This is a genomic window from Pseudomonas avellanae BPIC 631 (assembly GCF_000444135.1).
Lineage (GTDB): Bacteria > Pseudomonadota > Gammaproteobacteria > Pseudomonadales > Pseudomonadaceae > Aquipseudomonas > Aquipseudomonas avellanae.
In genome coordinates this window covers 1-22967 of sequence record NZ_ATDK01000322.1, presented here as the reverse complement: position 1 = coordinate 22967, position 22967 = coordinate 1, and the positions used below count along the sequence as shown (strand labels likewise).

The 22967-nt window shown below is 57.7% G+C and carries 18 protein-coding genes and 1 pseudogene; 15 read left to right on the top strand and 4 right to left on the bottom strand.

What is annotated here, in order from left to right:
- Nucleotides 1-2 precede the first annotated feature (2 nt).
- From ispG to DW49_RS0119535, 8 genes are all read left to right on the top strand, one after another.
- A complete protein-coding gene (gene ispG, locus DW49_RS0119570; RefSeq protein ID WP_005615776.1) occupies nucleotides 3-1112 on the top strand; it encodes a flavodoxin-dependent (E)-4-hydroxy-3-methylbut-2-enyl-diphosphate synthase in 1110 nt (369 codons plus the stop codon).
- 22 nt (nucleotides 1113-1134) lie between these two features.
- Nucleotides 1135-2424 carry a histidine--tRNA ligase gene (gene hisS / locus DW49_RS0119565; RefSeq protein WP_005615778.1) on the top strand — a complete coding sequence of 430 codons (1290 nt, stop codon included), beginning with the start codon at nucleotides 1135-1137 and terminating at the stop codon, nucleotides 2422-2424.
- 38 nt (nucleotides 2425-2462) lie between these two features.
- Entirely contained in the window at nucleotides 2463-3104 is a 642-nt protein-coding gene (locus DW49_RS0119560) for a YfgM family protein (RefSeq protein ID WP_003380615.1), read from the top strand.
- The gene (gene bamB, locus DW49_RS0119555) at nucleotides 3097-4251 is read left to right on the top strand and encodes an outer membrane protein assembly factor BamB (protein ID WP_005615780.1); all 1155 of its coding nucleotides are present in this window, start codon (nucleotides 3097-3099) and stop codon (nucleotides 4249-4251) included. The genes DW49_RS0119560 and bamB overlap by 8 nt, the downstream gene beginning before the upstream one ends.
- A 137-nt stretch (nucleotides 4252-4388) precedes the next feature.
- Nucleotides 4389-5858, top strand: a complete 1470-nt coding sequence (der, locus tag DW49_RS0119550) for a ribosome biogenesis GTPase Der (RefSeq protein WP_005615782.1) — start codon at nucleotides 4389-4391, stop codon at nucleotides 5856-5858.
- Nucleotides 5859-5970: 112 nt separating this feature from the next.
- Nucleotides 5971-7119, top strand: coding sequence for a pyridoxal phosphate-dependent aminotransferase (locus tag DW49_RS0119545; protein ID WP_005615784.1), 1149 nt, complete (start codon nucleotides 5971-5973; stop codon nucleotides 7117-7119).
- Nucleotides 7107-7898 carry an amidohydrolase gene (locus DW49_RS0119540; protein ID WP_005615786.1) on the top strand — a complete coding sequence of 264 codons (792 nt, stop codon included), beginning with the start codon at nucleotides 7107-7109 and terminating at the stop codon, nucleotides 7896-7898. The genes DW49_RS0119545 and DW49_RS0119540 overlap by 13 nt, the downstream gene beginning before the upstream one ends.
- A 59-nt stretch (nucleotides 7899-7957) precedes the next feature.
- The gene (locus DW49_RS0119535; RefSeq protein ID WP_003380621.1) at nucleotides 7958-8401 is read left to right on the top strand and encodes a hypothetical protein; all 444 of its coding nucleotides are present in this window, start codon (nucleotides 7958-7960) and stop codon (nucleotides 8399-8401) included.
- Nucleotides 8402-8517: 116 nt separating this feature from the next.
- On the opposite strand, the gene DW49_RS0119530 is transcribed toward DW49_RS0119535, so the two are convergent.
- From DW49_RS0119530 to xseA, 4 genes are all read right to left on the bottom strand, one after another.
- Nucleotides 8518-9387: an isocitrate lyase/PEP mutase family protein gene (locus DW49_RS0119530; RefSeq protein WP_005615788.1), complete on the bottom strand. Its 870-nt coding sequence runs from the start codon at nucleotides 9385-9387 to the stop codon at nucleotides 8518-8520.
- Between the two features lie 371 nt (nucleotides 9388-9758).
- Nucleotides 9759-11429 carry a 2-isopropylmalate synthase gene (leuA, locus tag DW49_RS0119525; protein ID WP_005615790.1) on the bottom strand — a complete coding sequence of 557 codons (1671 nt, stop codon included), beginning with the start codon at nucleotides 11427-11429 and terminating at the stop codon, nucleotides 9759-9761.
- A gap of 379 nt (nucleotides 11430-11808) precedes the next feature.
- The gene (locus DW49_RS0119520; protein ID WP_005615791.1) at nucleotides 11809-12633 is read right to left on the bottom strand and encodes a peptidoglycan DD-metalloendopeptidase family protein; all 825 of its coding nucleotides are present in this window, start codon (nucleotides 12631-12633) and stop codon (nucleotides 11809-11811) included.
- Between the two features lie 6 nt (nucleotides 12634-12639).
- On the bottom strand, nucleotides 12640-14019 hold the full coding sequence (gene xseA / locus DW49_RS0119515; RefSeq protein ID WP_003380627.1) for an exodeoxyribonuclease VII large subunit: 1380 nt from the start codon (nucleotides 14017-14019) through the stop codon (nucleotides 12640-12642).
- Nucleotides 14020-14317: 298 nt separating this feature from the next.
- On the opposite strand from xseA, the gene DW49_RS0119510 reads away from it, so the two are divergent.
- From DW49_RS0119510 to DW49_RS0119480, 7 genes and pseudogenes are all read left to right on the top strand, one after another.
- On the top strand, nucleotides 14318-15097 hold the full coding sequence (locus DW49_RS0119510; protein WP_005615794.1) for a sulfite exporter TauE/SafE family protein: 780 nt from the start codon (nucleotides 14318-14320) through the stop codon (nucleotides 15095-15097).
- A 75-nt stretch (nucleotides 15098-15172) separates the two neighbouring features.
- Nucleotides 15173-15721, top strand: a complete 549-nt coding sequence (locus DW49_RS0119505) for a hypothetical protein (RefSeq protein ID WP_005615795.1) — start codon at nucleotides 15173-15175, stop codon at nucleotides 15719-15721.
- 94 nt (nucleotides 15722-15815) lie between these two features.
- Nucleotides 15816-17285: an IMP dehydrogenase gene (guaB, locus tag DW49_RS0119500; protein WP_003380633.1), complete on the top strand. Its 1470-nt coding sequence runs from the start codon at nucleotides 15816-15818 to the stop codon at nucleotides 17283-17285.
- A 123-nt stretch (nucleotides 17286-17408) separates the two neighbouring features.
- Entirely contained in the window at nucleotides 17409-18986 is a 1578-nt protein-coding gene (gene guaA / locus DW49_RS0119495; RefSeq protein ID WP_005615796.1) for a glutamine-hydrolyzing GMP synthase, read from the top strand.
- Between the two features lie 175 nt (nucleotides 18987-19161).
- The gene (locus tag DW49_RS0119490; RefSeq protein WP_024420588.1) at nucleotides 19162-19860 is read left to right on the top strand and encodes a hypothetical protein; all 699 of its coding nucleotides are present in this window, start codon (nucleotides 19162-19164) and stop codon (nucleotides 19858-19860) included.
- Entirely contained in the window at nucleotides 19853-20578 is a 726-nt protein-coding gene (locus DW49_RS0119485) for a Fic/DOC family protein (protein ID WP_024420587.1), read from the top strand. The genes DW49_RS0119490 and DW49_RS0119485 overlap by 8 nt, the downstream gene beginning before the upstream one ends.
- A gap of 176 nt (nucleotides 20579-20754) precedes the next feature.
- Nucleotides 20755-22872, top strand: a pseudogene (locus tag DW49_RS0119480) (DEAD/DEAH box helicase); the annotation flags it as partial.
- Nucleotides 22873-22967: the final 95 nt, after the last annotated feature.

Genomic DNA, 22967 nt, shown 5'->3' with positions numbered 1-22967 from the left:
TCATGCACGGCGAATCTCCGATCAAACGTCGCGAATCCCGAAAAATATGGGTCGGTTCTGTACCGGTCGGCGGTGACGCGCCGATTGCCGTACAGAGCATGACCAACAGCGACACCAATGATGTGGCGGCCACTGTTGCGCAGATCAATCGTCTGGAAGCGGCCGGTGTCGATATCGTGCGTATTTCCGTACCGGACATGGACGCTGCCGAGGCTTTCGGTCGCATCAAGCAACTGGTCAAGGTGCCGCTGGTCGCCGATATCCATTTCGATTACCGCATCGCGTTGCGCGTGGCGGAGCTGGGTGTCGATTGTCTGCGTATCAACCCCGGCAACATCGGTCGTGAGGACCGCGTGCGCGCCGTTGTCGATGCGGCGCGTGATCGCGGCATTCCGATCCGTATCGGCGTCAACGCCGGTTCGCTGGAAAAAGACCTGCAGAAGAAGTATGGCGAGCCCACGCCAGAGGCGTTGGTAGAGTCGGCGCTGCGTCATGTCGAGCACCTTGAGCGCCTGAACTTCAAGGACTTCAAGGTCAGCGTCAAGGCCTCCGATGTGTTCATGGCGGTCGCTGCTTATCGCCTGCTGGCCAAACAGATTATCCAGCCGCTGCACCTGGGAATCACAGAAGCCGGTGGCTTGCGTTCAGGCACCGTGAAATCTGCTGTCGGTCTGGGTATGCTGCTTGCCGAGGGGATTGGCGATACTATCCGCATCTCGCTGGCCGCTGACCCGGTCGAAGAGGTGAAAGTCGGGTACGACATTCTCAAATCGTTGCGCCTTCGCTCCCGTGGGATCAACTTCATCGCCTGCCCGAGCTGCTCGCGGCAGAACTTCGATGTGGTCAAGACCATGAACGAGCTGGAAGGTCGCCTCGAAGATTTGCTGGTGCCACTCGATGTCGCGGTGATCGGTTGTGTGGTCAACGGTCCTGGCGAAGCCAAGGAGGCGCATATCGGCCTCACGGGCGGTACGCCGAACCTGATCTACATCGACGGCAAGCCCGCGCAGAAACTGACCAATGACAATCTCGTGGATGAGCTTGAACGCTTGATCCGCGAGAAAGCGGCCGAAAAGACCGCAGCCGACGCCTCGGTCATCGTGCGCGGCTAACCAGGATTGCTAAGGATTTTCTGTGAGTAAGTCTCTACAAGCCATTCGTGGCATGAACGACATTTTGCCCGAGCAGACGCCACTGTGGCGTCACTTTGAAGGCACTGTTTCGCGTTTGCTGGATAACTACGGTTACCGGCAGATTCGTATGCCTATCGTCGAATTTACCGACTTGTTCAAGCGCTCTATCGGCGAAGTGACCGATATCGTCGAAAAAGAGATGTACACCTTCGCCGACCGTAACGGCGACTCTCTGACCCTGCGCCCGGAAGGCACTGCCGCCTGTGTGCGTGCGGTTCTTGAACACGGTATCACCGGTGGCTGTCAGGTTCAGAAACTGTGGTACATCGGGCCGATGTTTCGCCACGAGCGTCCACAGAAAGGCCGCTATCGCCAGTTTCACCAGATTGGTGTCGAGGTTTTCAATCTTGACGGTCCGGACATCGATGCCGAACTGATCGTCATGACCTGGCGCCTGTGGGGCATGCTGGGCATTCGCAATGCGGTCAAGCTTGAGCTGAACAGCCTGGGCACCAGCGATGCGCGTGCGCGTTACCGCGATGCGCTGGTCGAGTTTCTTTCGGCCCATCTTGATCAACTGGATGAAGATAGCCAGCGTCGTCTGAAAACCAATCCGCTGCGCGTACTGGACACCAAGCACCCTGAAACCCAGGCTGTGCTGGTTGATGCGCCCAAGCTGGCGGATTACCTGGATGACGAGTCGCGCATCCACTTCGAAGGCCTCAAGGCCCGTCTGGACGCTGCCGGCATTCCGTATGTCATCAACCCCAAGCTGGTACGCGGGCTGGATTACTACAGCAAGACCGTTTTCGAATGGGTCACCGATCAACTGGGTGCTCAGGGTACGGTCTGCGCGGGGGGTCGCTACGACGGTCTGGTCGAGCAGATGGGCGGCAAGCCCACTGCCGGCGTCGGTTTTGCAATGGGCATCGAGCGTCTGGTATTGCTGCTTGAAACCCTTGAACAGGTTCCCGAAGAAATTGGCCGTCAGGTCGATGTCTACCTGTGCGCCTTCGGCGAAGCGGCCGAATTGGCTGCGTTGGCGCTGACCGAACAGGTCCGTGATCAGTTGCCCAACCTGCGCCTGCAGGTCAACGCGGGTGCTGGCAGCTTCAAGAGCCAGTTCAAGAAGGCTGACAAGAGCGGCGCGCTGTACGCGCTGATCCTCGGTGAAGAAGAACTTGCTGCGAAGATCATAGGTGTCAAACCCCTGCGTGGTCAGGGTGAACAACAAAATATTGCCTGGGACGCTCTGTCAGAGCACCTGGCCTCCTGCGTTGTGCAGGGTTGAAGCTGATTAACAGCCGTTTAGCGAATAGGAGTATTGGGGTGTCGGGTACCGAAGATGAAGAGCTGGCGGTAATGAAGGACTGGTGGCAGCGCAACGGCAAACCTTTGCTGACCGGTGGCTTGCTGGCACTGGTCGTGGTCTTGGGTTGGCAGTTCTGGCACAGGTATCAAGCCAGCCAGTCGCAGGGCGCCTCGATGCTTTATCAGCAACTGCTGGAAACCGCATTGACGCCGAGTGGTCAGGCCGACACCGCGCGTGTTGCCGAGATATCCGGCAAACTGAAGAGCGAATTCGGTGGCACTACCTACGCACAGTTCGGTAGCCTGTTCGTCGCCAAGGTGGCGGTCGATGCCGGCAAGCTGGACGACGCTGCTGCCGAGCTTAAAGCTGTGGCCGACAAGCCTGCCAACGACACGCTGGGTGAAATCGCCCGTCAGCGTCTGGCTCGCGTGCTGGCTGCGCAGAACAAGACCGATGACGCGCTGAAACTGCTCGCCGGCGATGCCGACAAGGCATTCCTCGCCAGTCGTGAAGAACTCAAGGGTGACCTGCTGGAGCAGTTGGGTCGTACCGACGAGGCACATGCTGCATACCAAAAGGCCAAATCTGCGCTGTCCGAAGACGCAGCGGTAGGCGGCCTGCAAATGAAGCTCGACGATCTGGCGAAAGGGGATGCGTGACGTGATTCGTTGGAAACATGCAGCATTGCTGGCTCTGGCCATTCTGGCCGCGGGTTGCAGCAGCAACAGCAAAAAGGAATTGCCTCCGGCCGAGCTGACCGACTTCAAAGAAGAAGTGGTTCTGCACAAGCAGTGGAGCCGCTCGATTGGTGACGGCCAGGGCAAGACCTACAACATGATGGTGCCGGCCATTGATGGCGACCGTATTTATGCGGCTGACGTCACGGGCGAAGTCTTTTCGCTGGATCGTCTGACCGGTGACGTGATCTGGAAGAAAGATCTCGATCTTCCGGTTTCCGGCGCTGTGGGCGTGGGTTACGGCCTGGTGATGATCGGCACCCTCAAGGGTGAAGTGGTCGCCATGGACGCCTCCACCGGCGAAGAGAAATGGCGCGCCCGCGTGACCAGTGAAGTGCTGGCTCCGCCTGCCACCAACGGTTCCGTGGTTGTGGTTCAGACTCAGGATGACCGTATTGTCGGCTTCGACGCCTCCACCGGCTCCCAGCTCTGGATCTACGAAAGCACGCCAGCGGTACTGACCCTGCGCGGCACTGGCGCTCCACTGGCCACCAACCGCCTCGCTGTAGCGGGTCTGTCGACCGGCAAGGTCGTCGCGCTGGATATTTCCAACGGCGTGCCGATCTGGGAACAGCGCGTAGCGATCCCTAAAGGTCGCTCGGAACTGGACCGCGTGGTCGATATCGACGGTGGCCTGCTGCTGTCCGGCGGTACACTGTATGTCGCTACCTATCAGGGTCGCGTTGCCGGCCTGGAACTGGAAAGCGGTCGTGTGCTCTGGCAGCGTGATGCTTCAAGCTACTCGGGCGTTGCCCAGGGCTTTGGCAGTGTTTACGCAACCCTGGCTTCCGGCACGGTCGAAGGCATCGACGAGCGTTCGTCCTCTGCGCTGTGGAGCAACGAATCGCTGGCTCGCCGCCAACTGGGCGCGCCGGAAGTGTATTCAAGCTATGTAGCAGTGGGTGACATGGAAGGCTACCTTCACCTGTTGAGCCAGGTCGACGGTCGTTTTGTCGGTCGCGAGCGCATTGACAGCGACGGCCTGCGTGCTCGTCCGCTGGTGGTTGGGGACATGATTTACGTGTATGGCAACAGCGGCAAACTGGAAGCCCTGTCCATCAAGCAATAAGTGTCCATGCCCGGGGCTGCTGGCCCCGGGTGCCCTTGCTCAGGCAAGGCTGCGGTGTCTTTGTGCACCGCTCCGAACTCCGGCCGCTGCCCTGCAGCGGCTTTTGTATTTTCTGAAATAACGAAGTGGAGAGCCTAATGGTTCCCGTAATCGCCCTGGTGGGTCGACCGAACGTCGGCAAGTCCACCATGTTCAACCGCCTGACCAGGACCCGCGACGCTATTGTCGGCGATCTGTCCGGTCTTACCCGTGATCGCCAATACGGAGAGGCGAAGTGGCAAGGGCGCTCCTATATTCTGATCGACACCGGCGGTATTTCCGGTGACGAGCATGGCATGGACGAAAAAATGGCCGAGCAGTCGCTGCTTGCCATTGAAGAAGCCGATGTGGTGCTGTTTCTGGTGGACGCCCGTGCGGGCTATACCGCCGCTGATCAGATGATTGGTGAGCACCTGCGCAAGCGCAACAAGCGTTCCTACGTGGTTGCCAACAAGATCGACAACATCGATGAGAACCTGGCGCGTGCCGAGTTCAGCCCGATGGGTCTGGGCGATGCCATTCCGGTGGCCGGTGCCCACGGTCGCGGCATCTCGCAGATGCTCGAAATCGCCCTGCGCGAATTCCCCAAGGACGAGGACGAGCTCGAAGAAGGTGAAGTCGAGGAAGTTGCCGAAGGTCAGGAAGCCAAGCGCATTCCCGGCCCGAGCGAAAAAGACGGCATCAAGATCGCCATCATCGGCCGCCCGAACGTCGGCAAATCGACGCTGGTCAACCGCATGCTCGGTGAAGACCGGGTTATCGTCTATGACGAGCCCGGCACCACTCGCGACAGTATCTACATTCCCTTCGAGCGTAACGAAGAGAAGTACACGCTGATCGACACCGCCGGTGTGCGCAAGCGCGGCAAGATCCACGAAGAAGTAGAAAAGTTCTCCGTGGTCAAGACGCTGCAGGCCATCAAGGACGCCAACGTGGTGATCTTCGTGATGGACGCCCGTGAAGGTGTGGTCGACCACGACCTCAACCTGCTGGGCTACGCACTTGAAGCAGGGCGTGCACTGGTCATCGCACTGAACAAGTGGGATGGCATGACGCCGGGCGAACGTGACTTTGTGAAAATCGAGCTGGAACGCCGGTTGTTCTTCGTTGATTTCGCGGATATCCACTTCATCTCGGCCTTGCATGGCACGGGTGTGGGTAACCTGTATCAGTCGGTACAGAACTCGTTCAAGTCTGCGGTAACGCGCTGGCCTACCAGCCGCCTGACCCAGATTCTGGAAGATGCGGTCAGCGAGCACGCACCACCGATGGTCGGCAGCCGCCGCATCAAGCTGCGCTACGCTCACCTGGGCGGCGCCAACCCGCCGTTGATCGTGATTCACGGTAACCAGGTCGAGAAAGTACCCAAGTCTTACGTCCGTTACCTTGAAAACACCTATCGCCGTGTGCTCAAGCTGGTCGGTACGCCGATCCGCATCGAGTTCAAGGGTGGCGAGAACCCGTATGAAGGCAACAAGAACACGCTGACTGACCGTCAGGTCAACAAGAAGCGTCGAATGATGTCGCACCACAAAAAAGCCGACAAAAAGCGCCGCGACAAGCGCTGAGTCGGTCTCTTCAAAAAGGGCGCTTCGGCGCCTTTTTTTGTACGTGTTTTTTGAGCTATTCTGGTTGGCCCGGGCCGTTCTGGTTGCGGAGAGATTGCAGGGAAAGGGTTCCATGATCGACAGCAAGTTGCCCAATGTGGGCACCACTATCTTCACCGTCATGTCACAGCTGGCCGCCGAAACCGGCGCGATCAACCTGTCCCAGGGGTTTCCCGATTTTGATGGGCCGCAGGCGCTGCGCGATGCGGTCTGCCGACATGTTACTCAAGGCCATAACCAGTATTCACCCATGACCGGTCTGCCTGCTCTTCGTCAGCAGGTCGCGGCCAAGATCGCCCGCAGCTATGGGCGTGAGATCAACCCGGACAGCGAAATCACCATCACCCCCGGCGCGACCCAGGCGATTTTCTGCGCCATCCATTCGGTCATTCGTCCTGGCGACGAAGTCATCATTTTCGACCCTTGCTACGACAGCTATGAGCCTGCGGTCGAACTGGCCGGTGGGCGCTGCGTGCATGTGCAATTGGGGCTGGACGACTTCTCCATCGATTGGCAAAAACTCAGCGCTGCGCTGAGCCCTCGCACGCGCATGATCGTTATCAACAGCCCGCACAACCCGAGCGGCGCACTGATCAGTCGTGCCGAGCTGGATCGGCTGGCGGTACTGATTGCCGACCGTGATGTTTACCTGCTCAGCGACGAGGTGTACGAACACCTGGCCTTCGACGGCGCGCGGCATGTCAGCGTGCTTGATCACGATGAGTTGTATCAGCGTGCGTTCGTGGTCAGTTCGTTCGGCAAGACCTACCACGTCACTGGCTGGAAAACCGGCTATGTGGTCGCACCGCCAGCGTTGACCGCCGAGTTGCGCAAGGTGCACCAGTACGTGAGTTTCTGCGGCGTGACGCCGCTGCAATACGCGCTGGCCGACTTCATGGCCGAGCATCCTGAACACGTGGATGAGCTGCCGGGGTTCTATCAGGCCAAGCGGGATTACTTCTGCAGTCAGTTGGCGGATTCACGTTTCAGCTTCAAGCCGGTTGGCGGCACGTATTTCCAGTTGGTGGATTACTCGCAGATCAGGCCTGACCTGAACGATGTCGACATGGCCCTGTGGATGACTCGTGAGCACAGCGTGGCGAGCATTCCCATTTCTGTGTTCTATCAGAGCCCGCCGCCGGGGCAGCGTCTGATCCGTCTGTGCTTTGCCAAACAGGAAGAAACGCTGCGTCTGGCTGCGGAGAAACTATGCGCGATATAAGCGAGCTGCCAAACCTGAACATCGCGCTGATTCAGACGATGCTGGCCTGGCATGACCGCGAAGCCAATTTCGAACATTTCGAGCCGTTGCTGGATCAGGCGCAAGGTGTCGATCTGGTGATCCTGCCTGAAATGTTCACCACCGGGTTTTCGATGGAGTCCGAGGTGCTGGCGGAACCGGAGGCAGGGCCGACATCGACGTGGTTACTGGCACAAGCCAAGCGCATCAATGCGGTTGTGACCGGCAGTGTGATTATTCGCGACGCCGATGGCAGTCATCGTAATCGCCTGCTGTGGGCGCGGCCGGATGGCGAGTTACTGCATTACGACAAGCGCCACCTGTTTCGCATGGCTGGCGAGCACGAGCATTACACGCCGGGTGAGCGTCAGGTGACGTTTGAGCTCAATGGTTGGCGCATCCGGCCGCTGATCTGCTACGACCTGCGTTTCCCGGTCTGGAGCCGTGATGCCGAGGGTACGGACTTGTTGCTGTATACCGCCAACTGGCCCGGCGCTCGACGTTTGCACTGGAACCGGTTGCTACCTGCCAGGGCGATTGAAAACCTGTGCTACGTCGCGGCGGTCAATCGGGTCGGGTCGGACGGCAAGGGCTTCGCGTACACCGGCGACAGTCAGGTGCTGGACTTTCAGGGCGAGAGCCTGTTGGGCGTCGGAGAAGCTGACGGCGTCTTCCGCGCCACACTGAGTGCCGCGGACCTACAGGCCTATCGCACGCGCTTTCCAGCAGGGCTGGACGCTGACTCTTTTAATATTCAATAAAATTACTTCAGAATGTTACGAGTCGGCCGATAGGCTGTTCAGAACCCTAGGAGACCGTCATGACTACCATCAATACTTCTACACTGAACAGCTATGCCAGCTCGTTGACGATAGCAGTCAAGCCTACCGACGCCGAAGCAACCAAGGCGGCTGCTACTGCGACGACCACCACTGAGACAGAAAAAAGCTCGGATCAGGCCTCTACAGAAGGCGGCAAAGCCGGGGCGGCCGGTGGTGGCGGTAGCGTTGGCGGTTCGAGCCAGTCGGCCCTTGATGAAAGCATCGAGAAATTGAAGCAGGAGATCAAGGATACGCAGAAGCAACTGGCTCAGCAGCAAGCGCAGCTGGCAGCGGCGCAAAGCGGCAAAGGTACACCTGAAGAGAAAGCTCAAAAGGCGATGGCCATTCAAGCCCAGATCTCCGGTACCAGCGCGACCTTGCAGACGCTGCAGGCATCGTTACTGCAGTTGGAGACCCAAGGCGGCGTCAATACCACTGCGTAATACAAGAAACTGACATGCCAACACCTTGAAGTGTTGGTGTGCAGTTCGTGGCGCTCTGCATCCGCGCGTCATCGTGCTGTGCAGAGCGCCCTATACGGTACCAACAACCCTCGCTCTTACTCGCTTACGTTCATGAACTTCTTGGCCCATTCGACATAGTCTTCAGGCTGGGTATAGGTGTGGGTCAGTTCTGTCGCGCTCATGTTCGACTCGCTGCCCAGTATCTGGCGTTGCTCGCGCAGGCAGTCGTAAGTGGCTTTGATTGCGGCAAAGTACGCAGCGTGACCATGCACGCAGACCCTCACTCCCATTTCGGCAAGGCGCGCGTTGTCGTGCAGCTCCGGGTTGCCGTAGGTCACCAGCATCAGTGGCACGGTAATGCCTTCTGATATCTGTGCCAGGTGATAAAAGTCACGAATGCCGACGATGGTAATGCCGTCAGCCCCGGCGGCCTGGTACTGCTGCACACGGCTGATGGCTTCCTGAACCGGGATGATCGCCGCATTGGTGCGGGCAAAGATCGACATTTCCGGATCGACGCGTGCTTCCAGTGCCGCGCGGATCTTGCCAACGCCTTCAGCGGTGGAAATCAGGTCCGTGGATTTGCGCCCGAATTGCGCAGGCAGCAGGGTGTCTTCTATGGTCAGTGCCGAAATACCGGCACGCTCCAGTTCCACAACGGTACGCATGACGTTAAGGGCATTGCCATAACCATGGTCTGCGTCCGCGATCACCGGGAGCTGTGCGACGCGACCGATGCGCGTGGCCTGTTCGACGAATTCGCTGAGCGTGATCAGTGCGAAGTCAGGGGCGGCGAGTACTTGCAGCGAAGCGACCGAGCCGCCGAGGATGCCTACTTCAAAGCCCAGGTCTGCCGCGATTCGCGCTGACATGGGGTCAAATACCGAGGCTGTGTGAAAGCACGATTTCGACGAGGTAAGCGCACGGAAACTGCGGCGCAAATCTTGATGGGAAGCCTTGGGCATAATCGCTCCAAATGTGATTGGATCAGCTCAGCATTACCGAGGCCGATAGTAATTTCAATGCACGGTGAGTCTGCCCGAGCATTCTTTTCGTCCGGAAATCAATGCAGTGGTCGTCTTGGTTTTTATAAGAAAGGTGTCGCTGGCAGGAAAGTCCGGATCGGCATCGTCAGCATATGAATTGCTGTTGGATTATGGCCATTCTCGGATAAGAGCAGCATGCTACCACAGCATAAATGAAAAAGATTATGCCGAAACAGGCAGGGTCATGCACAGACTGCAAGAGGCTGAGCCGACAGGCTTGCGAGAGGAAGAGGGCGTTTCAGAACAGATCAAGGGACGGCGGACTTGCGTCCGCCATCGTCATTGTTGACTCAGGCCGCTTTGGCCTGGGCCTGGCTCAGCGAGCGGTTCAATGCGCTGAACAGGGCGCGGAAGCTGGCCGTGGTGATGTTTTCGTCAATACCTACGCCGTGCACGGCACGGTCGCCATTCACGCGCAATTCGATATAGGCAGCGGCCTTGGCCGTGGTGCCCGAACCGATGGCATGCTCGTTATAGTCCATGATTTCAACGGCAACCGGCAGGCCGGCGACCAGTGCTTCCAGAGCACCTTTGCCCTTGCCGCGCCAGTGCTGGGTTTCGCCATCCACGTGCACTTCAGCATCTACCGCGCTGTTGCCGTTCTCTTCCTGCAACCTATGGCTGATCAACGCATAAGGCGTGTTGGCCTGCAGGTATTCACGGCGCAGCAGCGCGTGGATCTGTTCGGCGGTCATTTCCAGGCCCAGGCGATCGGTTTCACCCTGAACCACCTGGCTGAACTCGATCTGCATGCGACGTGGCAGAGAAATGCCGTATTCCTGTTCCAGCAGGTAGGCGATGCCGCCTTTGCCTGACTGGCTGTTGACGCGAATCACGGCTTCGTAGCTGCGACCGATATCAGCCGGGTCGATAGGCAGGTAAGGCACTTCCCACAACTCGCCTTCCTTCTGCTGCGTGAAGCCCTTGCGGATGGCATCCTGGTGCGAGCCGGAGAATGCGGTGTGAACCAGGTCGCCAACGTATGGGTGACGAGGGTGAACCGGAATCTGATTGCACTCCTCGACGACCTTGCGCACGCCGTCGATGTCCGAAAAGTCCAGTTCAGGGTTGATGCCCTGGGTGTAAAGGTTCAGTGCGACAGTGACCAGATCGACGTTGCCGGTACGCTCGCCGTTGCCGAACAGGCAGCCTTCGACGCGATCCGCGCCTGCCATCAGGCCAAGCTCGGTCGCGGCCACGCCAGTACCACGGTCGTTGTGGGTGTGCAGGCTGATCAGCACGCTGTCGCGGCGAGTGATGTGGCGGCCGAACCATTCAATCTGGTCCGCATAGATATTGGGTGTAGCGACCTCAACGGTGGCCGGCAGGTTGAGGATCACCTTGTTCTCGGGCGTCGGGTTCCACACTTCGATGACCGCGTCGCAGACTTCCTTGGCGAACTCCAGCTCGGTAGCACTGAAGGTTTCTGGCGAGTACTCAAACGTCCACTGGGTTTCTGGCTGTTGGGCTGCGTATTTCACGAACAGCCTGGCAGCGTTGACCGCGATTTCCTTCACGCCGGCTTTGTCCTGATTGAAGACAATACGGCGGAACGATGGGCTGGTGGCGTTATACAGGTGAACGATGGCCTTCTTGGCGCCACGCAGCGATTCGAATGTACGAGCGATCAGGTCTTCACGCGCCTGGGTCAGCACCTGAATGGTGGTGTCATCCGGGATGTGGCCATCTTCGATCAGGGTACGAACGAAATCGAAGTCAGTTTGCGAAGCCGCCGGGAACGACGCCTCGATTTCCTTGACGCCAACGCTGACCAGGGTTTTCCAGAAGCGCAGCTTCTTGACCGAATCCATCGGCTCGATCAGCGACTGATTGCCGTCGCGCAGGTCGGAACTGCACCAGATCGGCGCCGCATTGATGGTTTTCGATGGCCAGGTGCGGTCAGGCAGGTCGATGGACGGGAATGCGCGGTACTTCTTCGATGGGTCGTTGAGCATGGTCATCTGGAAATCCTTTTGTAGTGAAGGGGCCGGATAAAGGCGGCCTGCCGTTCTAAAAATATAGGGGTAGCGAACACAGGGGCGAGGCACAGCAATCTAGCCTGGCAGTCGGGCACTGACCAGGCTGAGGCACCGGTGTTGGCGCAACAGAATAAGGGTTTGAGGGTTTTTCATGAGGCCAACCGTAACCATTGGCAGGAACAATGGCAAGCACTTGAAAAAAATCGGAATATATTCTCGTCATTACCATTTTTCCGATTTTTTATAGCGCGTTTTCCAGCTTTAATTGCCAGTTATTGTTAGCTAAAGACAATGTGCGCAACGATAGTTTGCGGCTCTGGCCATTGCGAACAAGCGCGGTGTCGCTTGCTCGCGAATGAATTCAGGGCTGAAACGCACCAATGAAAATTGCCGGGTCAACCCGTGCATCGTTCAGGCTGACGTTCCAGTGCATGTGCGGACCGGTTGCCCGGCCGGTCGCACCAACTTTGCCGACCACGCCGCCACGAGGCACCTGATCACCGACCTTCACGTCTATTTTCGACATGTGGCAGAACATGCTGATGAAGCCTTGCCCATGGTCGACAAACACGGTGTTGCCATTGAAGAAGTAATTGCCGGTCAGGATGACTTTGCCCGCTGCCGGGGATTTGATCGGTGTGCCAGCCGGTACGGCGAAATCCAGTCCCGAGTGCGGGTTGCGCTCTTCGCCGTTGAAGAAGCGACGCACACCGAACTTGCTCGATAGCGGGCCGTTGACCGGCTTGTCCAGAATCAGATTGCTCGGCGTGCCGGGGCTGAAACTGCGGTAGGCGCGGATCTGCTCGGCCAGTTCGCCCTCGATCCGCTTGTTGTCTTCAGGGTTGGGGTTGACCTGACGCTTGTTCTTGAGGGTGATGTGCTGTTCCGGGTATTGCTTGCTACCGACCTTGAAGTTCAGCGTGCGCCCACCCGAGGTGACTTGCTGAGTGCCGGGTTTGACGGTCAGCGGGATGCCGACGATGGCCAGCCAGCGAGTGCCTTGTTCCTTGACCACCAGCACCGGTTTGCCCTGATAGGTGGCAGTCGGTGCCTGCGCGCCAGTGCCCAGATCAATCACGGCGACGCCACCGGGCACCGGTTTGTCGAGTGCGCGGGTGATAAAACTGTCGGCATGGGCGGGCAGGCAGAGCAGCAGGGCGAACAGCGGGGCGATAAAACGTAGCATCGGCAGTCAGTCCAGAAGGGAGAGGGTCACAGGCGTGAGGTGATTGTCTTCGACGCGTACTTGCAGCTCGCCTTCGCCCAACTTTGCGGTCAGTCGCTGGCCGGGTTGTGTCTGCGCGGCATTACGGATCGCATGACCCCGCTCATCGAGCAGGATGCTGTAGCCACGGCCCAGTGTGGCGAGCGGGCTGACAACGTTGAGGGTCTGCATCTGGCTTTGCAGCTGCAGTTTGCGCGCCTTGATCTGCTCGCGAATGGCTCTCGGCAGACGCTCGGCCAGCGCATCGAGGCGCTGACGCAAAAAGGCCAGGGTCCGGCCTGGGTGCTGCGCAGTCAGACGACTTTCCATGTGCGCGAGACGCACCTGCCTCTTATGCATGCTCTGCTCGAAAGCGCGGCGCAGGCGCATGTCCAGATCATCCAGGCGCTGGGACTGCTGGCGCAATCGCTCGCCGGGGTGACGCAGACGCCGGGAAATCCCCTCCAGACGCAACCGCTCACGCATCAGGCGATCCTGCATGCGGCTGACCAGCCGACGGTGCAGATTATCGACGCGGCGGTGCAGGTCACTGGAATCCGGGGCCAACAACTCGGCCGCAGCGGAGGGCGTCGGGGCTCGCACATCGGCCACGAAGTCACTGATGGACACATCGGTTTCATGCCCGACGGCACTGACAATCGGCGTTACACAGGCGTCAATGGCGCGGGCCACGGCTTCCTCGTTGAAACACCACAGGTCTTCCAGCGATCCGCCGCCCCGGGCGAGAATCAACGCATCAAAGCCTCTGGCATCCGCCAGTTTCAGCGCGCGAACAATCTGATTGATCGCCTCACGGCCCTGAACGGCGGTAGGGATAAGCGTCAGCTCGACCCGCGGCGCGCGACGACGAAACACACTGATGATGTCGCGGATCACCGCGCCCGTCGGCGAACTGATAATCCCGATACGTTGTGGGTGCAGCGGCAAGGCAACCTTGCGCTCGGCGCTGAACAGTCCTTCATCGCTGAGCTTGGCCTTCAACGCATCGAATGCCAGGCGCAAAGCACCGTCACCGGCAGGTTCGACAGTGTCGAGAATGAGTTGATAATCGCCACGGCCTTCAAACAGCGAAACCTTGCCGCGCACCTTGACCTGCAAACCGTCCTTGAGCGCCTGGCGCACGCGTGCAGCGCTCTGCCTGAACAACGCACAACGCACTTGCGCGCCGGAATCCTTCAGCGTGAAGTACACATGCCCCGACGCCGGACGCGACAGATTGGAAATCTCGCCCTCGACCCAGATGCTGCTGAACACATCCTCCAGCAACACCCGGGCACGGCCGTTGAGCTGGCTGACAGTAAGGACTTCCCGGTCGAGGCCGAGTCTTGCGAAAGGGTCTTTGATCATGGCCAGCATCATAATGGTAATGCCACGTGGGAGCGAGCTTGCTATTGATGACGAATAACAACGGCTCTGTACGGACCGAGCGACACTTCGCCTGTCCGGATGTAGGCGGGACCGGGCGTCGCTTCGCTTGTCCGCGAACTGCCGGGAACCGGCAGAAAAACCGGTTCACACGGTACATCAGGCAAATCGAGGTCGCCGCTTTCCCTGGCACTGCACACCCAGAGCAGCTTTACTGCGCAGCACGCTGGATCATCACTCATCGCCACCGTTTCAAGCACACTCCAGGAAGGAAGCATCTGTGAGCCACACCGACGTACTCGCAGCATTCTCGCAATTGGGCTTCACGCCATTCGACTGGCTGCTGATCGAACTGGCCATCGTCGCTGCTTATATAGTGTTCGGAGTCGCTGGTTTCGGCACGGCGCTGGTGGCCGGGCCGATCCTGATTCACTTCATGCCGTTGTCGCGGATCATCCCGTTATTGGTGATGCTGGATTTCCTCGCAGCGTTCGGCAATTTGCTGCCTTCCCGGCAATCGGTGGTCAGGTCCGAACTGATGCGCCTGCTGCCCTGCATGGCCGCAGGCTGCACACTCGGCGTGCTGTTTCTGCTCAACCTGAAATCCGACCTCCTGCTGCTGTTGATGGGGCTTTTTGTCACGGGGTATGCCGTGTACAGCCTGGCGGTCAAGGTACGGCCGACCCAACTCGCCGCCGGTTGGGCGATCCCTGCAGGTGTCATCGGCGGTCTGTTCGGGGCATTGTTCGGCAGCGGCGGTTTTCTTTATGCGATTTATCTCAACAGCCGGTTGACCGCCAGAGAGCAGGCGCGCGCGACACAGAGTGCGTTGATCAGCTGCAGCACGGTGGTGCGCCTTACCCTGTTCATGATCGCCGGGGTCTACAGTGATATTTCGTTGCTCGTGCTGGCCGCATGTCTGCTGCCCGCAATGCTGCTGGGGTCGCTGGCGGGCAGGGCGCTGATTAAAAAGCTCTCCCGCGAAGCCTTTGTCAGGCTGGTGACCTGGCTGGTGCTGGTCAGCGGCCTTGCGCTGATCGTCCGCTACCTCGCCGCGTGAACGGGATTGGGCCTTGACCTGAGGTTGTGGCCTATTAAGCTGCGGCCTCGAACAGCTTTTCAGTGACGCTCTGCCATGAACACCCAAAGCATCATCGTTCCGCAAATCTCCACCTTTCCCGGCCACGAGGCCCGAGCGCGCCTGATTCTGCGCTGGCTGGTCAAGCTCGATGTGGTCGAGCCCGAGCTGACCACCTGCGGCCGTACCTACAACAAAATGGCCTATGCCGTGGCGCCTGGCGCCAGAAAGGTCGTGAAAAATCCCGAGGCCTTGCCGTTCGGGCAGGTCATCAACGGGCTGGAGATCGTCACCAAGCGCTGCATCTTCACGCCTCTGAACAACTTCGCCGAAGAGGCCGGCTGCCCGGAGTGTCGTCGCGAAGTCGGCGAGGCGCTGTTCGATAGCCTTGAAGACTGGATGCCTGGCCACACCGACAATTTCACCTGCCCTGAATGCCGCCACGAAGACGACATCAACGGCTTTCTGTTCCTGGACGCCTGCGGGTTTTCCAACCTCGGTTTCATCTTCAACAACTGGCTGGACGCCTCCTTCACCCAGGCCTTTCTCGACGACTTCGCCGAACGTCTGGATCGCCCGGTGTCTTTCGTTCATGTGCGTCTATAAACAGCTTTGATAATAGGCTGAGGTTTACATTGAGCCGGGCGGGGTCTGTGGGTATAATGGCGCGCTTCCAATTTCCCGCCCGGGAGCCCCCGCGATGCTGCGTATCAAGCAAGAAGCCCTTACATTCGACGACATTCTCCTTGTGCCCGGTTATTCCGAGGTACTTCCCAACGAAGTCAGTCTGAAAACCCGTTTGACCCGTGGCATCGAGCTGAATATTCCTTTGGTCTCTGCTGCAATGGATACAGTCACCGAGGCCCGTCTGGCAATTGCCATGGCCCAGGAAGGCGGTATCGGTATCATCCACAAGAACATGACCATCGAGCAGCAAGCTGCCGAAGTGCGCAAGGTCAAGAAGTTCGAGGCCGGTGTCGTCAAGGACCCGATCACGATTGAAGCCGATGCCACTGTTCGTGATCTGTTCGAACTGACCCGCATGCACAACATTTCCGGCGTACCCGTGCTGCACAATGGCGACCTGGTCGGCATCGTGACGTCCCGCGACGTACGCTTCGAAAACCGTCTTGATGTCCCTGTCCGCGAAGTGATGACGCCCAAAGAGCGTCTGGTCACCGTGCGTGAAGGCGCCGACAAGAACGAAGTGCGCGAGCTGCTGCACAAGCACCGTCTGGAAAAAGTCCTGATCGTCGACGCCAACTTTGCCCTTAAAGGCATGATGACCGTCAAGGACATCGAAAAAGCCAAGGCTTACCCGCTGGCCAGCAAGGACGATCAAGCCCGTCTGCGTGTCGGCGCTGCTGTCGGCACCGGCAAGGACACTGGCGAGCGCGTGACTGCGCTGGTCGCCGCGGGTGTTGACGTTGTCGTGGTCGACACCGCTCACGGTCACTCCAAAGGCGTGATCGACCGCGTTCGCTGGGTCAAGGACAACTTCCCGCAAGTGCAGGTCATCGGCGGCAACATCGCCACGGGCGAAGCTGCCCTGGCGCTGGTCGCTGCGGGTGCCGATGCGGTCAAGGTCGGTATCGGCCCAGGCTCCATCTGCACCACGCGCATCGTCGCCGGTGTCGGCGTGCCGCAAATCAGCGCCATTGCCAACGTAGCCGCTGCCCTTGAAGGCACCGGTGTGCCGATGATCGCCGACGGCGGTATCCGTTTCTCCGGTGACCTGTCCAAGGCCATCGTGGCCGGTGCCTCCTGCGTGATGATGGGCTCGATGTTCGCCGGTACTGAAGAAGCGCCAGGCGAGATCGAACTGTTCCAGGGCCGTTCCTACAAGGCTTATCGCGGCATGGGTTCGCTGGGTGCAATGTCCCAGGCGCAAGGCTCCTCGGATCGCTACTTCCAGGACTCGTCCGCAGGCGCCGAGAAGCTCGTGCCGGAAGGCATCGAAGGCCGTGTTGCCTACAAAGGCCCGCTGTCCGCCATCATCCATCAGTTGATGGGCGGCCTGCGCTCCTCCATGGGCTACACCGGCAGTGCCGACATCGAGCAGATGCGCACCAAGCCCGAGTTCGTCCGCATTACTGGCGCAGGCATGGCTGAATCCCACGTCCATGACGTGCAGATCACCAAGGAAGCGCCGAACTATCGCGTCGGCTAACGCCTCCAGCTTCAAGCCCCAAGCAATCAGCTACAAGCGGTAGTTACGCAAAGGTAACTACCGCATTGATTCCGACAACTTGCCGCTTGCAGCTTATAGCTTGCAGCTGCTCAGAGAGTTTCCATGGCCCTCGACATTCACGCCCACCGTATCTTGATCCTCGACTTCGGTTCCCAGTACACCCAACTGATCGCCCGCCGCGTGCGTGAAATCGGCGTGTACTGCGAACTGCATCCGTTTGACATGGACGACGAAGCGATTCGCGAATTCGCTCCAAAAGGCGTGATCCTCGCCGGCGGCCCCGAGTCCGTGCACGAAGCCAACAGCCCGCGCTGCCCGCAAGCGGTATTTGACCTCGGTGTGCCGGTTTTCGGTATCTGCTACGGCATGCAGACCATGGCCGAGCAGTTGGGCGGCAAGGTTGCGGGTTCCGAGCTGCGCGAGTTTGGCTACGCTCGCGTTGACGTAGTCGGCAAAAGCCGTCTGCTCGATGGTATCGAAGACCATATCGACGCGGACGGCCTGTTTGGCCTCGACGTATGGATGAGTCACGGTGACAAGGTCACCAAACTGCCGGAAGACTTCCACATTCTGGCCAGTACCCCTAGCTGCCCGATTGCCGGTATGGCTGACGACTCTCGCGGTTACTACGGCGTGCAGTTCCACCCGGAAGTGACCCACACCAAGCAGGGCGGTCGCATCCTGTCGCGCTTCATCCTCGATATCTGCGGCTGCGAAGCACTGTGGACCCCTTCGAAGATTGCTGAAGACGCTATCGCTCAGGTTCGCGCTCAGGTGGGTACTGATAACGTGTTGCTGGGCCTGTCCGGCGGCGTTGACTCCTCCGTCGTCGCGGCGCTGCTGCACAAGGCCATCGGCGATCAACTGACCTGCGTATTCGTCGACAACGGCCTGCTGCGCCTGCACGAAGGCGAGCAAGTGATGGCCATGTTCGCCGAGAACATGGGCGTTAAGGTGATTCGCGCCAACGCCGAGGAGCAGTTCCTGAACAACCTGGAAGGCGAGAGCGATCCAGAGAAAAAGCGCAAGATCATCGGCCGCACCTTCATCGACGTGTTCGATGCCGAATCCTGCAAGCTGGACAACATCAAGTACCTGGCGCAAGGCACCATCTACCCGGACGTCATCGAGTCGGCTGGCGCGAAAAGCGGCAAGGCACACGTCATCAAGTCGCACCACAACGTGGGCGGCCTGCCGGAAGAAATGAACCTCAAGCTGGTCGAACCCCTGCGCGAGCTGTTCAAAGACGAAGTCCGCCGTCTGGGCCTCGAACTCGGCCTGCCGTACGACATGGTCTACCGCCACCCATTCCCAGGCCCAGGCCTGGGCGTGCGCATCCTCGGTGAAGTGAAAAAGGAATACGCCGACATCCTGCGTCGCGCCGACCACATCTTCATCGAAGAACTGCGCAAGGCCGACTGGTATCACAAAGTCAGCCAGGCGTTCGTCGTGTTCCAGCCAGTCAAATCGGTCGGCGTAGTCGGCGACGGCCGTCGCTACGCCTGGGTTGTGGCGCTGCGCGCGGTAGAAACCATCGACTTCATGACCGCTCGTTGGGCGCACCTGCCTTATGAGCTGCTGGAGGTCGTGAGCGGCCGGATCATCAACGAGATCGAGGGGATTTCGCGGGTGACTTATGACGTGTCGAGCAAGCCGCCGGCTACGATTGAGTGGGAGTGACGTACTTGAGCGTTATCCTCATGGCATAGCCTTCGTAGGCATTGTCTGAGGCACTTCGAAGCCCTCCGTCCTTCTATGGCCGGGGGGGCTTTTTGGTATGTGACCATTGGTTTGTAGATGTGGGACGCTTTTTTTCTGAAGGTGATAAAGTCCTCGGTAGATTCCGGGAGGTTGCATGACGATCGAAGACAAGGTGCGCAGAGTCGTGGTTCGTAAAGAAGGCAATGTGCTGCTGCGCGCTGACTTCTCCGGATTAGGCAGCCCCTCCCGCATTAATGGTGTGCTGGACCAGCTAGTCAGGGATGGAGATGTCACCAGAATAGGAACAGGTATATACGCAAAGTCGTCCAAAGATCCAGCTACGGGCAGAGTAAGCCCCGTTGTAGACCTCCAGCATCTTGCATTGGAGGCTCTGAAAAGGCTTGGTTATGAAGTCTGGATTCCTCAAAAGGAGGCGCTGGGGGAGTCGTCACTGCTCACACTCGGAAACGAGGTGAGGGTGCGTGTGGCGGGTAGACGACGTATAAAGCGAAAGCTGTCTATCGGGGAAAAGACGGTTGTTTACGTTTATGATCACGCCGCCAGCAAGGTCGGTGAAAATACGACCATACGCAATCCTGAAACGGGCGAACTGATTATTCCTACTACAGGTGTTCGTGATTACGTGCTGAAACTTGCGAGGCGTTATCAGGTTACCTACGTCAAAACATTTGCCGACACATGGGCCGAGGACGTCTCCAGATTGGCGGGCGACGAGGTAAGAACCGATGCCGTAGAGCAATTGGTCATCGCACTAAAAAAATACAAAAAGGTGTCCGGCAGGGAGATGGTCAAGCTGCTGACTTATTATCTCAGGGAGAAAGAAGTTGTTTGATCCTTTCAACGATTTTGAAGCGAGAGGCTATTTGCGGAATATCGAGGGTGAAAAGAATCCCGACATAGTGAAGCGGCTGGAGCATGACCTTTTTGCGGCAAACCTGTCGGATGCAATGGTGTACCTCGCCAGCAAGCCTTTCATTGAGTATGTCGATTTCTTATGCGTTCACAAGATTCTATTTGGAGAGTTTTACCCGTGGGCGGGCCAGGACAGACTGCAAACCACGCCCAACAAAGCCATTTCAAAGGCTGACACTTTTTTTTGTCATCCGAAGGATTCGCAGCGAGCGGTAGAGCAAGGCTTGAAGCTTGCTCAGGACGGGGTGACCTTGAAAAAATCGCCGGGTGTAGTCATGGGGCTGTTTGCTTACGCTCATCCTTTTCTGGATGGCAATGGTCGCACCATGCTTGTCGTTCATACCGTGTTATGCCATCGCGCCGGTTTTTCGATTCATTGGGCGAGGACAGGCAAGTCAGATTACCTTTCTGCTCTTGGCGAAGAAATCGAGACGCCCGATAAAGGTATTCTGGATGCGTATCTGAAAGATTTCATAGCACCTCCGCTCGATCCGGCCGGTTGGGAGGTTGCCATTCAGGCTATTCGTGGGCTTGATGGGATCGCTTCTTCAGATATTATTGAAGGAGAGTTTAGTGATCCTGCAATATCTCAAAAGTACGAGCAGTTTGATCAGCGTAGAGGGTATGAAATCAAATGATTGACTTGGGTGGGTATGGCTGGTTGTGTTATTAGGGCGCTGTGGTCGTAATCCCAAGCGCACAATATTACCCATTCAAACAGTCTTGCCAAAATGGTACCGATACCCTGAATTATCAGGTTCGGATTTTACAGCACGGACGCGTCAGGCGGCGGTCAAGCCTGTGTAAGGGATTTATGGTTTCCATCTATGTGTGTGGCGAGGATAAGACCCGGCAGATCAGTGACTGGGTAATAAAAAAGAATGTCAAGGGTGAGTTTTCCCTGACATGCCATTATCCCTCAAAAAAACCTGAAGAGACCCCGCTTGGCGATTGTACGGTCGTTCCTACCCTTGAACTGAATGACATGCTTCTTTTGAAGAAAGGAAGCTCTCTGTTCGATCCTGTCGAAAGCGTGGTGATCTACGGTGAAAAATATGCTCTCGTTCAATACTCGGGAAACGCTCAAAAATACCTGTTCAAAATGGACAACATCGAGCTCGTTTCCCCGACGTCTATCACTGATGAACCCGCATTCACTTATTTTCGCTCGGTGGCCGTAGCTCGGGTCAGCGTTGCCGCTGCTGGTGATAAAAAGAGCATAGCCGAAAATATTAACCGTCAAATGGAGACAATTTCGTTGTCCCCAGCCACAGCGTTACATGCCTACTGCAAAGGGCAGCATGGAAAGCTGGAGTCGCCGGGCAATTTCATCTTTCCTTTCGGCCTCAACGAAAGTCAGCTCAAGGCCGTGGAGGAGGCCTTCCGTTCGCAGATAAGTGTGATCGAAGGTCCCCCCGGCACTGGCAAGACGCAGACGATTCTGAACATCATTGCCAATATCCTTTTACAAGGGAAAACCGTTGCGGTGGTGTCAAACAACAACCCTGCGGTCGAGAATATTTATGAAAAGCTGGGGAAGTGCGGGCTCGATTATCTTGTTGCCAGGTTAGGCAGCGTGCAGAACCAGAAAGCTTTTTTTGCCGAACGTTCGTTACGACCTTCGGCGGACCCCGAACCTGCGCCCTCACTGGAAAGTATTCAAAGCGTCCTGCAGCAGCTCAAACGCTATCTGGGGGCTCGTAACGCAGTGGCGCAATTACAGGTCGAGATTAACGAGCTGGAGATAGAACGGCGCTATCTCGTGGAGTGGCAACAGGAGAACGGCGTGGTCGGCCCATCTCTGGACCGATACAAGCTGTCGCCGGAAAAAACGACGGACTTGATGGCTTACCTTGAGCAGCTTGCTAGTCAGCGCATTAGAATCAGGGACCGTATCGAGCTGCTGTTCAACTTCAGGATTCTGCGCACCCGACCGTTCGATAATTGGGAAAAGCGCATGTCTGCCTTCTACAGCCTGCAGCGCCACTATTACGATAAGGTTCTGCAGGAAAAGAGAGCTGAGTTGGCTGGCCAAGAGGAGGCGTTGCGAGTCGGTAACTTCAAGGCGCTGCTGGATGAGCTGACCTCTTCTTCGATGCGCCATCTGAAACACCATCTGCATGGTCATATTTCCAGTGACGATACCTTCGACATTACTTACAAAAAGCGGCTTGACGCGTTCCTGAAGCGCTACCCTGTCATTGGTAGTGGTACGCATTCTATCGTCAATTCCCTCGGCGGCAAGGCAGTCCTCGACTACGTCATCATCGACGAAGCGTCGCAACAGGACATTGTCCCAGGTGTGCTGGCGCTGAGTTGTGCGAAAAATCTGATTATCGTGGGTGACAGAAAGCAACTTGCGCACATCCCGGATGAACTGGGTCTGGAAGCGCCAGCGCCTTGGTATGACTGCGAAAGGTACAGTCTGTTGGACTCATGCGTAAGGGTGTTCGGCGACTCGATCCCGATAACGCTGCTCAAAGAGCACTACCGGTGCCATCCCCGGATCATTCAGTTCTGTAATCAGCAGTTCTACGATAATCAGCTCGTGCCTATGACAACGGACAATGGCGAAAAGTCATTGACGCTGTTGGTGACTGCAAAGGGAAACCATACGCGCAATAATTCCAATCTCAGAGAGCTTGATTCTTTGCTGGCGGTGCTTGATGGCAGCGGTGAAAGCCTCTGGGAGGGCGAAGATGGCAGAGGGTTCATTGCACCATTCAAGAATCAGGCGACGCTTTCAAGCGCCTATCTGCCAACTGATTTCGTCAAAGATACCGTGCATAAATTTCAGGGCAGGGAATGCGACGAAATCGTTTTTTCTACAGTGCTGGACAAGTACAAGAGCCCAAGGCGCCTGAGTTTTGTGGACGATTCGCGTATGGTCAATGTGGCGGTGTCCAGAGCCAAGCACAGGTTCACGCTAGTGTACTGTTTTCGAAATAAGTTACCCATAACCTGCAAGCTAAGCTATTGATAAGATTTGAATTTTCCGTTAGTTGGTGGCTGATTTTTTCGAAAACA

Coding starts and splice junctions, on each gene's coding strand:
- ispG (WP_005615776.1), top strand. CDS start 3: ATGCACGGCGAATCTCCGATCAAACGTCGCGAATCCCGAAAAATATGG.
- bamB (WP_005615780.1), top strand. CDS start 3,097: ATGCGTGACGTGATTCGTTGGAAACATGCAGCATTGCTGGCTCTGGCC.
- der (WP_005615782.1), top strand. CDS start 4,389: ATGGTTCCCGTAATCGCCCTGGTGGGTCGACCGAACGTCGGCAAGTCC.
- DW49_RS0119545 (WP_005615784.1), top strand. CDS start 5,971: ATGATCGACAGCAAGTTGCCCAATGTGGGCACCACTATCTTCACCGTC.
- DW49_RS0119540 (WP_005615786.1), top strand. CDS start 7,107: ATGCGCGATATAAGCGAGCTGCCAAACCTGAACATCGCGCTGATTCAG.
- DW49_RS0119535 (WP_003380621.1), top strand. CDS start 7,958: ATGACTACCATCAATACTTCTACACTGAACAGCTATGCCAGCTCGTTG.
- DW49_RS0119530 (WP_005615788.1), bottom strand. CDS start 9,387: ATGCCCAAGGCTTCCCATCAAGATTTGCGCCGCAGTTTCCGTGCGCTT.
- leuA (WP_005615790.1), bottom strand. CDS start 11,429: ATGACCATGCTCAACGACCCATCGAAGAAGTACCGCGCATTCCCGTCC.
- DW49_RS0119520 (WP_005615791.1), bottom strand. CDS start 12,633: ATGCTACGTTTTATCGCCCCGCTGTTCGCCCTGCTGCTCTGCCTGCCC.
- xseA (WP_003380627.1), bottom strand. CDS start 14,019: ATGATCAAAGACCCTTTCGCAAGACTCGGCCTCGACCGGGAAGTCCTT.
- DW49_RS0119505 (WP_005615795.1), top strand. CDS start 15,173: ATGAACACCCAAAGCATCATCGTTCCGCAAATCTCCACCTTTCCCGGC.
- guaB (WP_003380633.1), top strand. CDS start 15,816: ATGCTGCGTATCAAGCAAGAAGCCCTTACATTCGACGACATTCTCCTT.
- guaA (WP_005615796.1), top strand. CDS start 17,409: ATGGCCCTCGACATTCACGCCCACCGTATCTTGATCCTCGACTTCGGT.
- DW49_RS0119490 (WP_024420588.1), top strand. CDS start 19,162: ATGACGATCGAAGACAAGGTGCGCAGAGTCGTGGTTCGTAAAGAAGGC.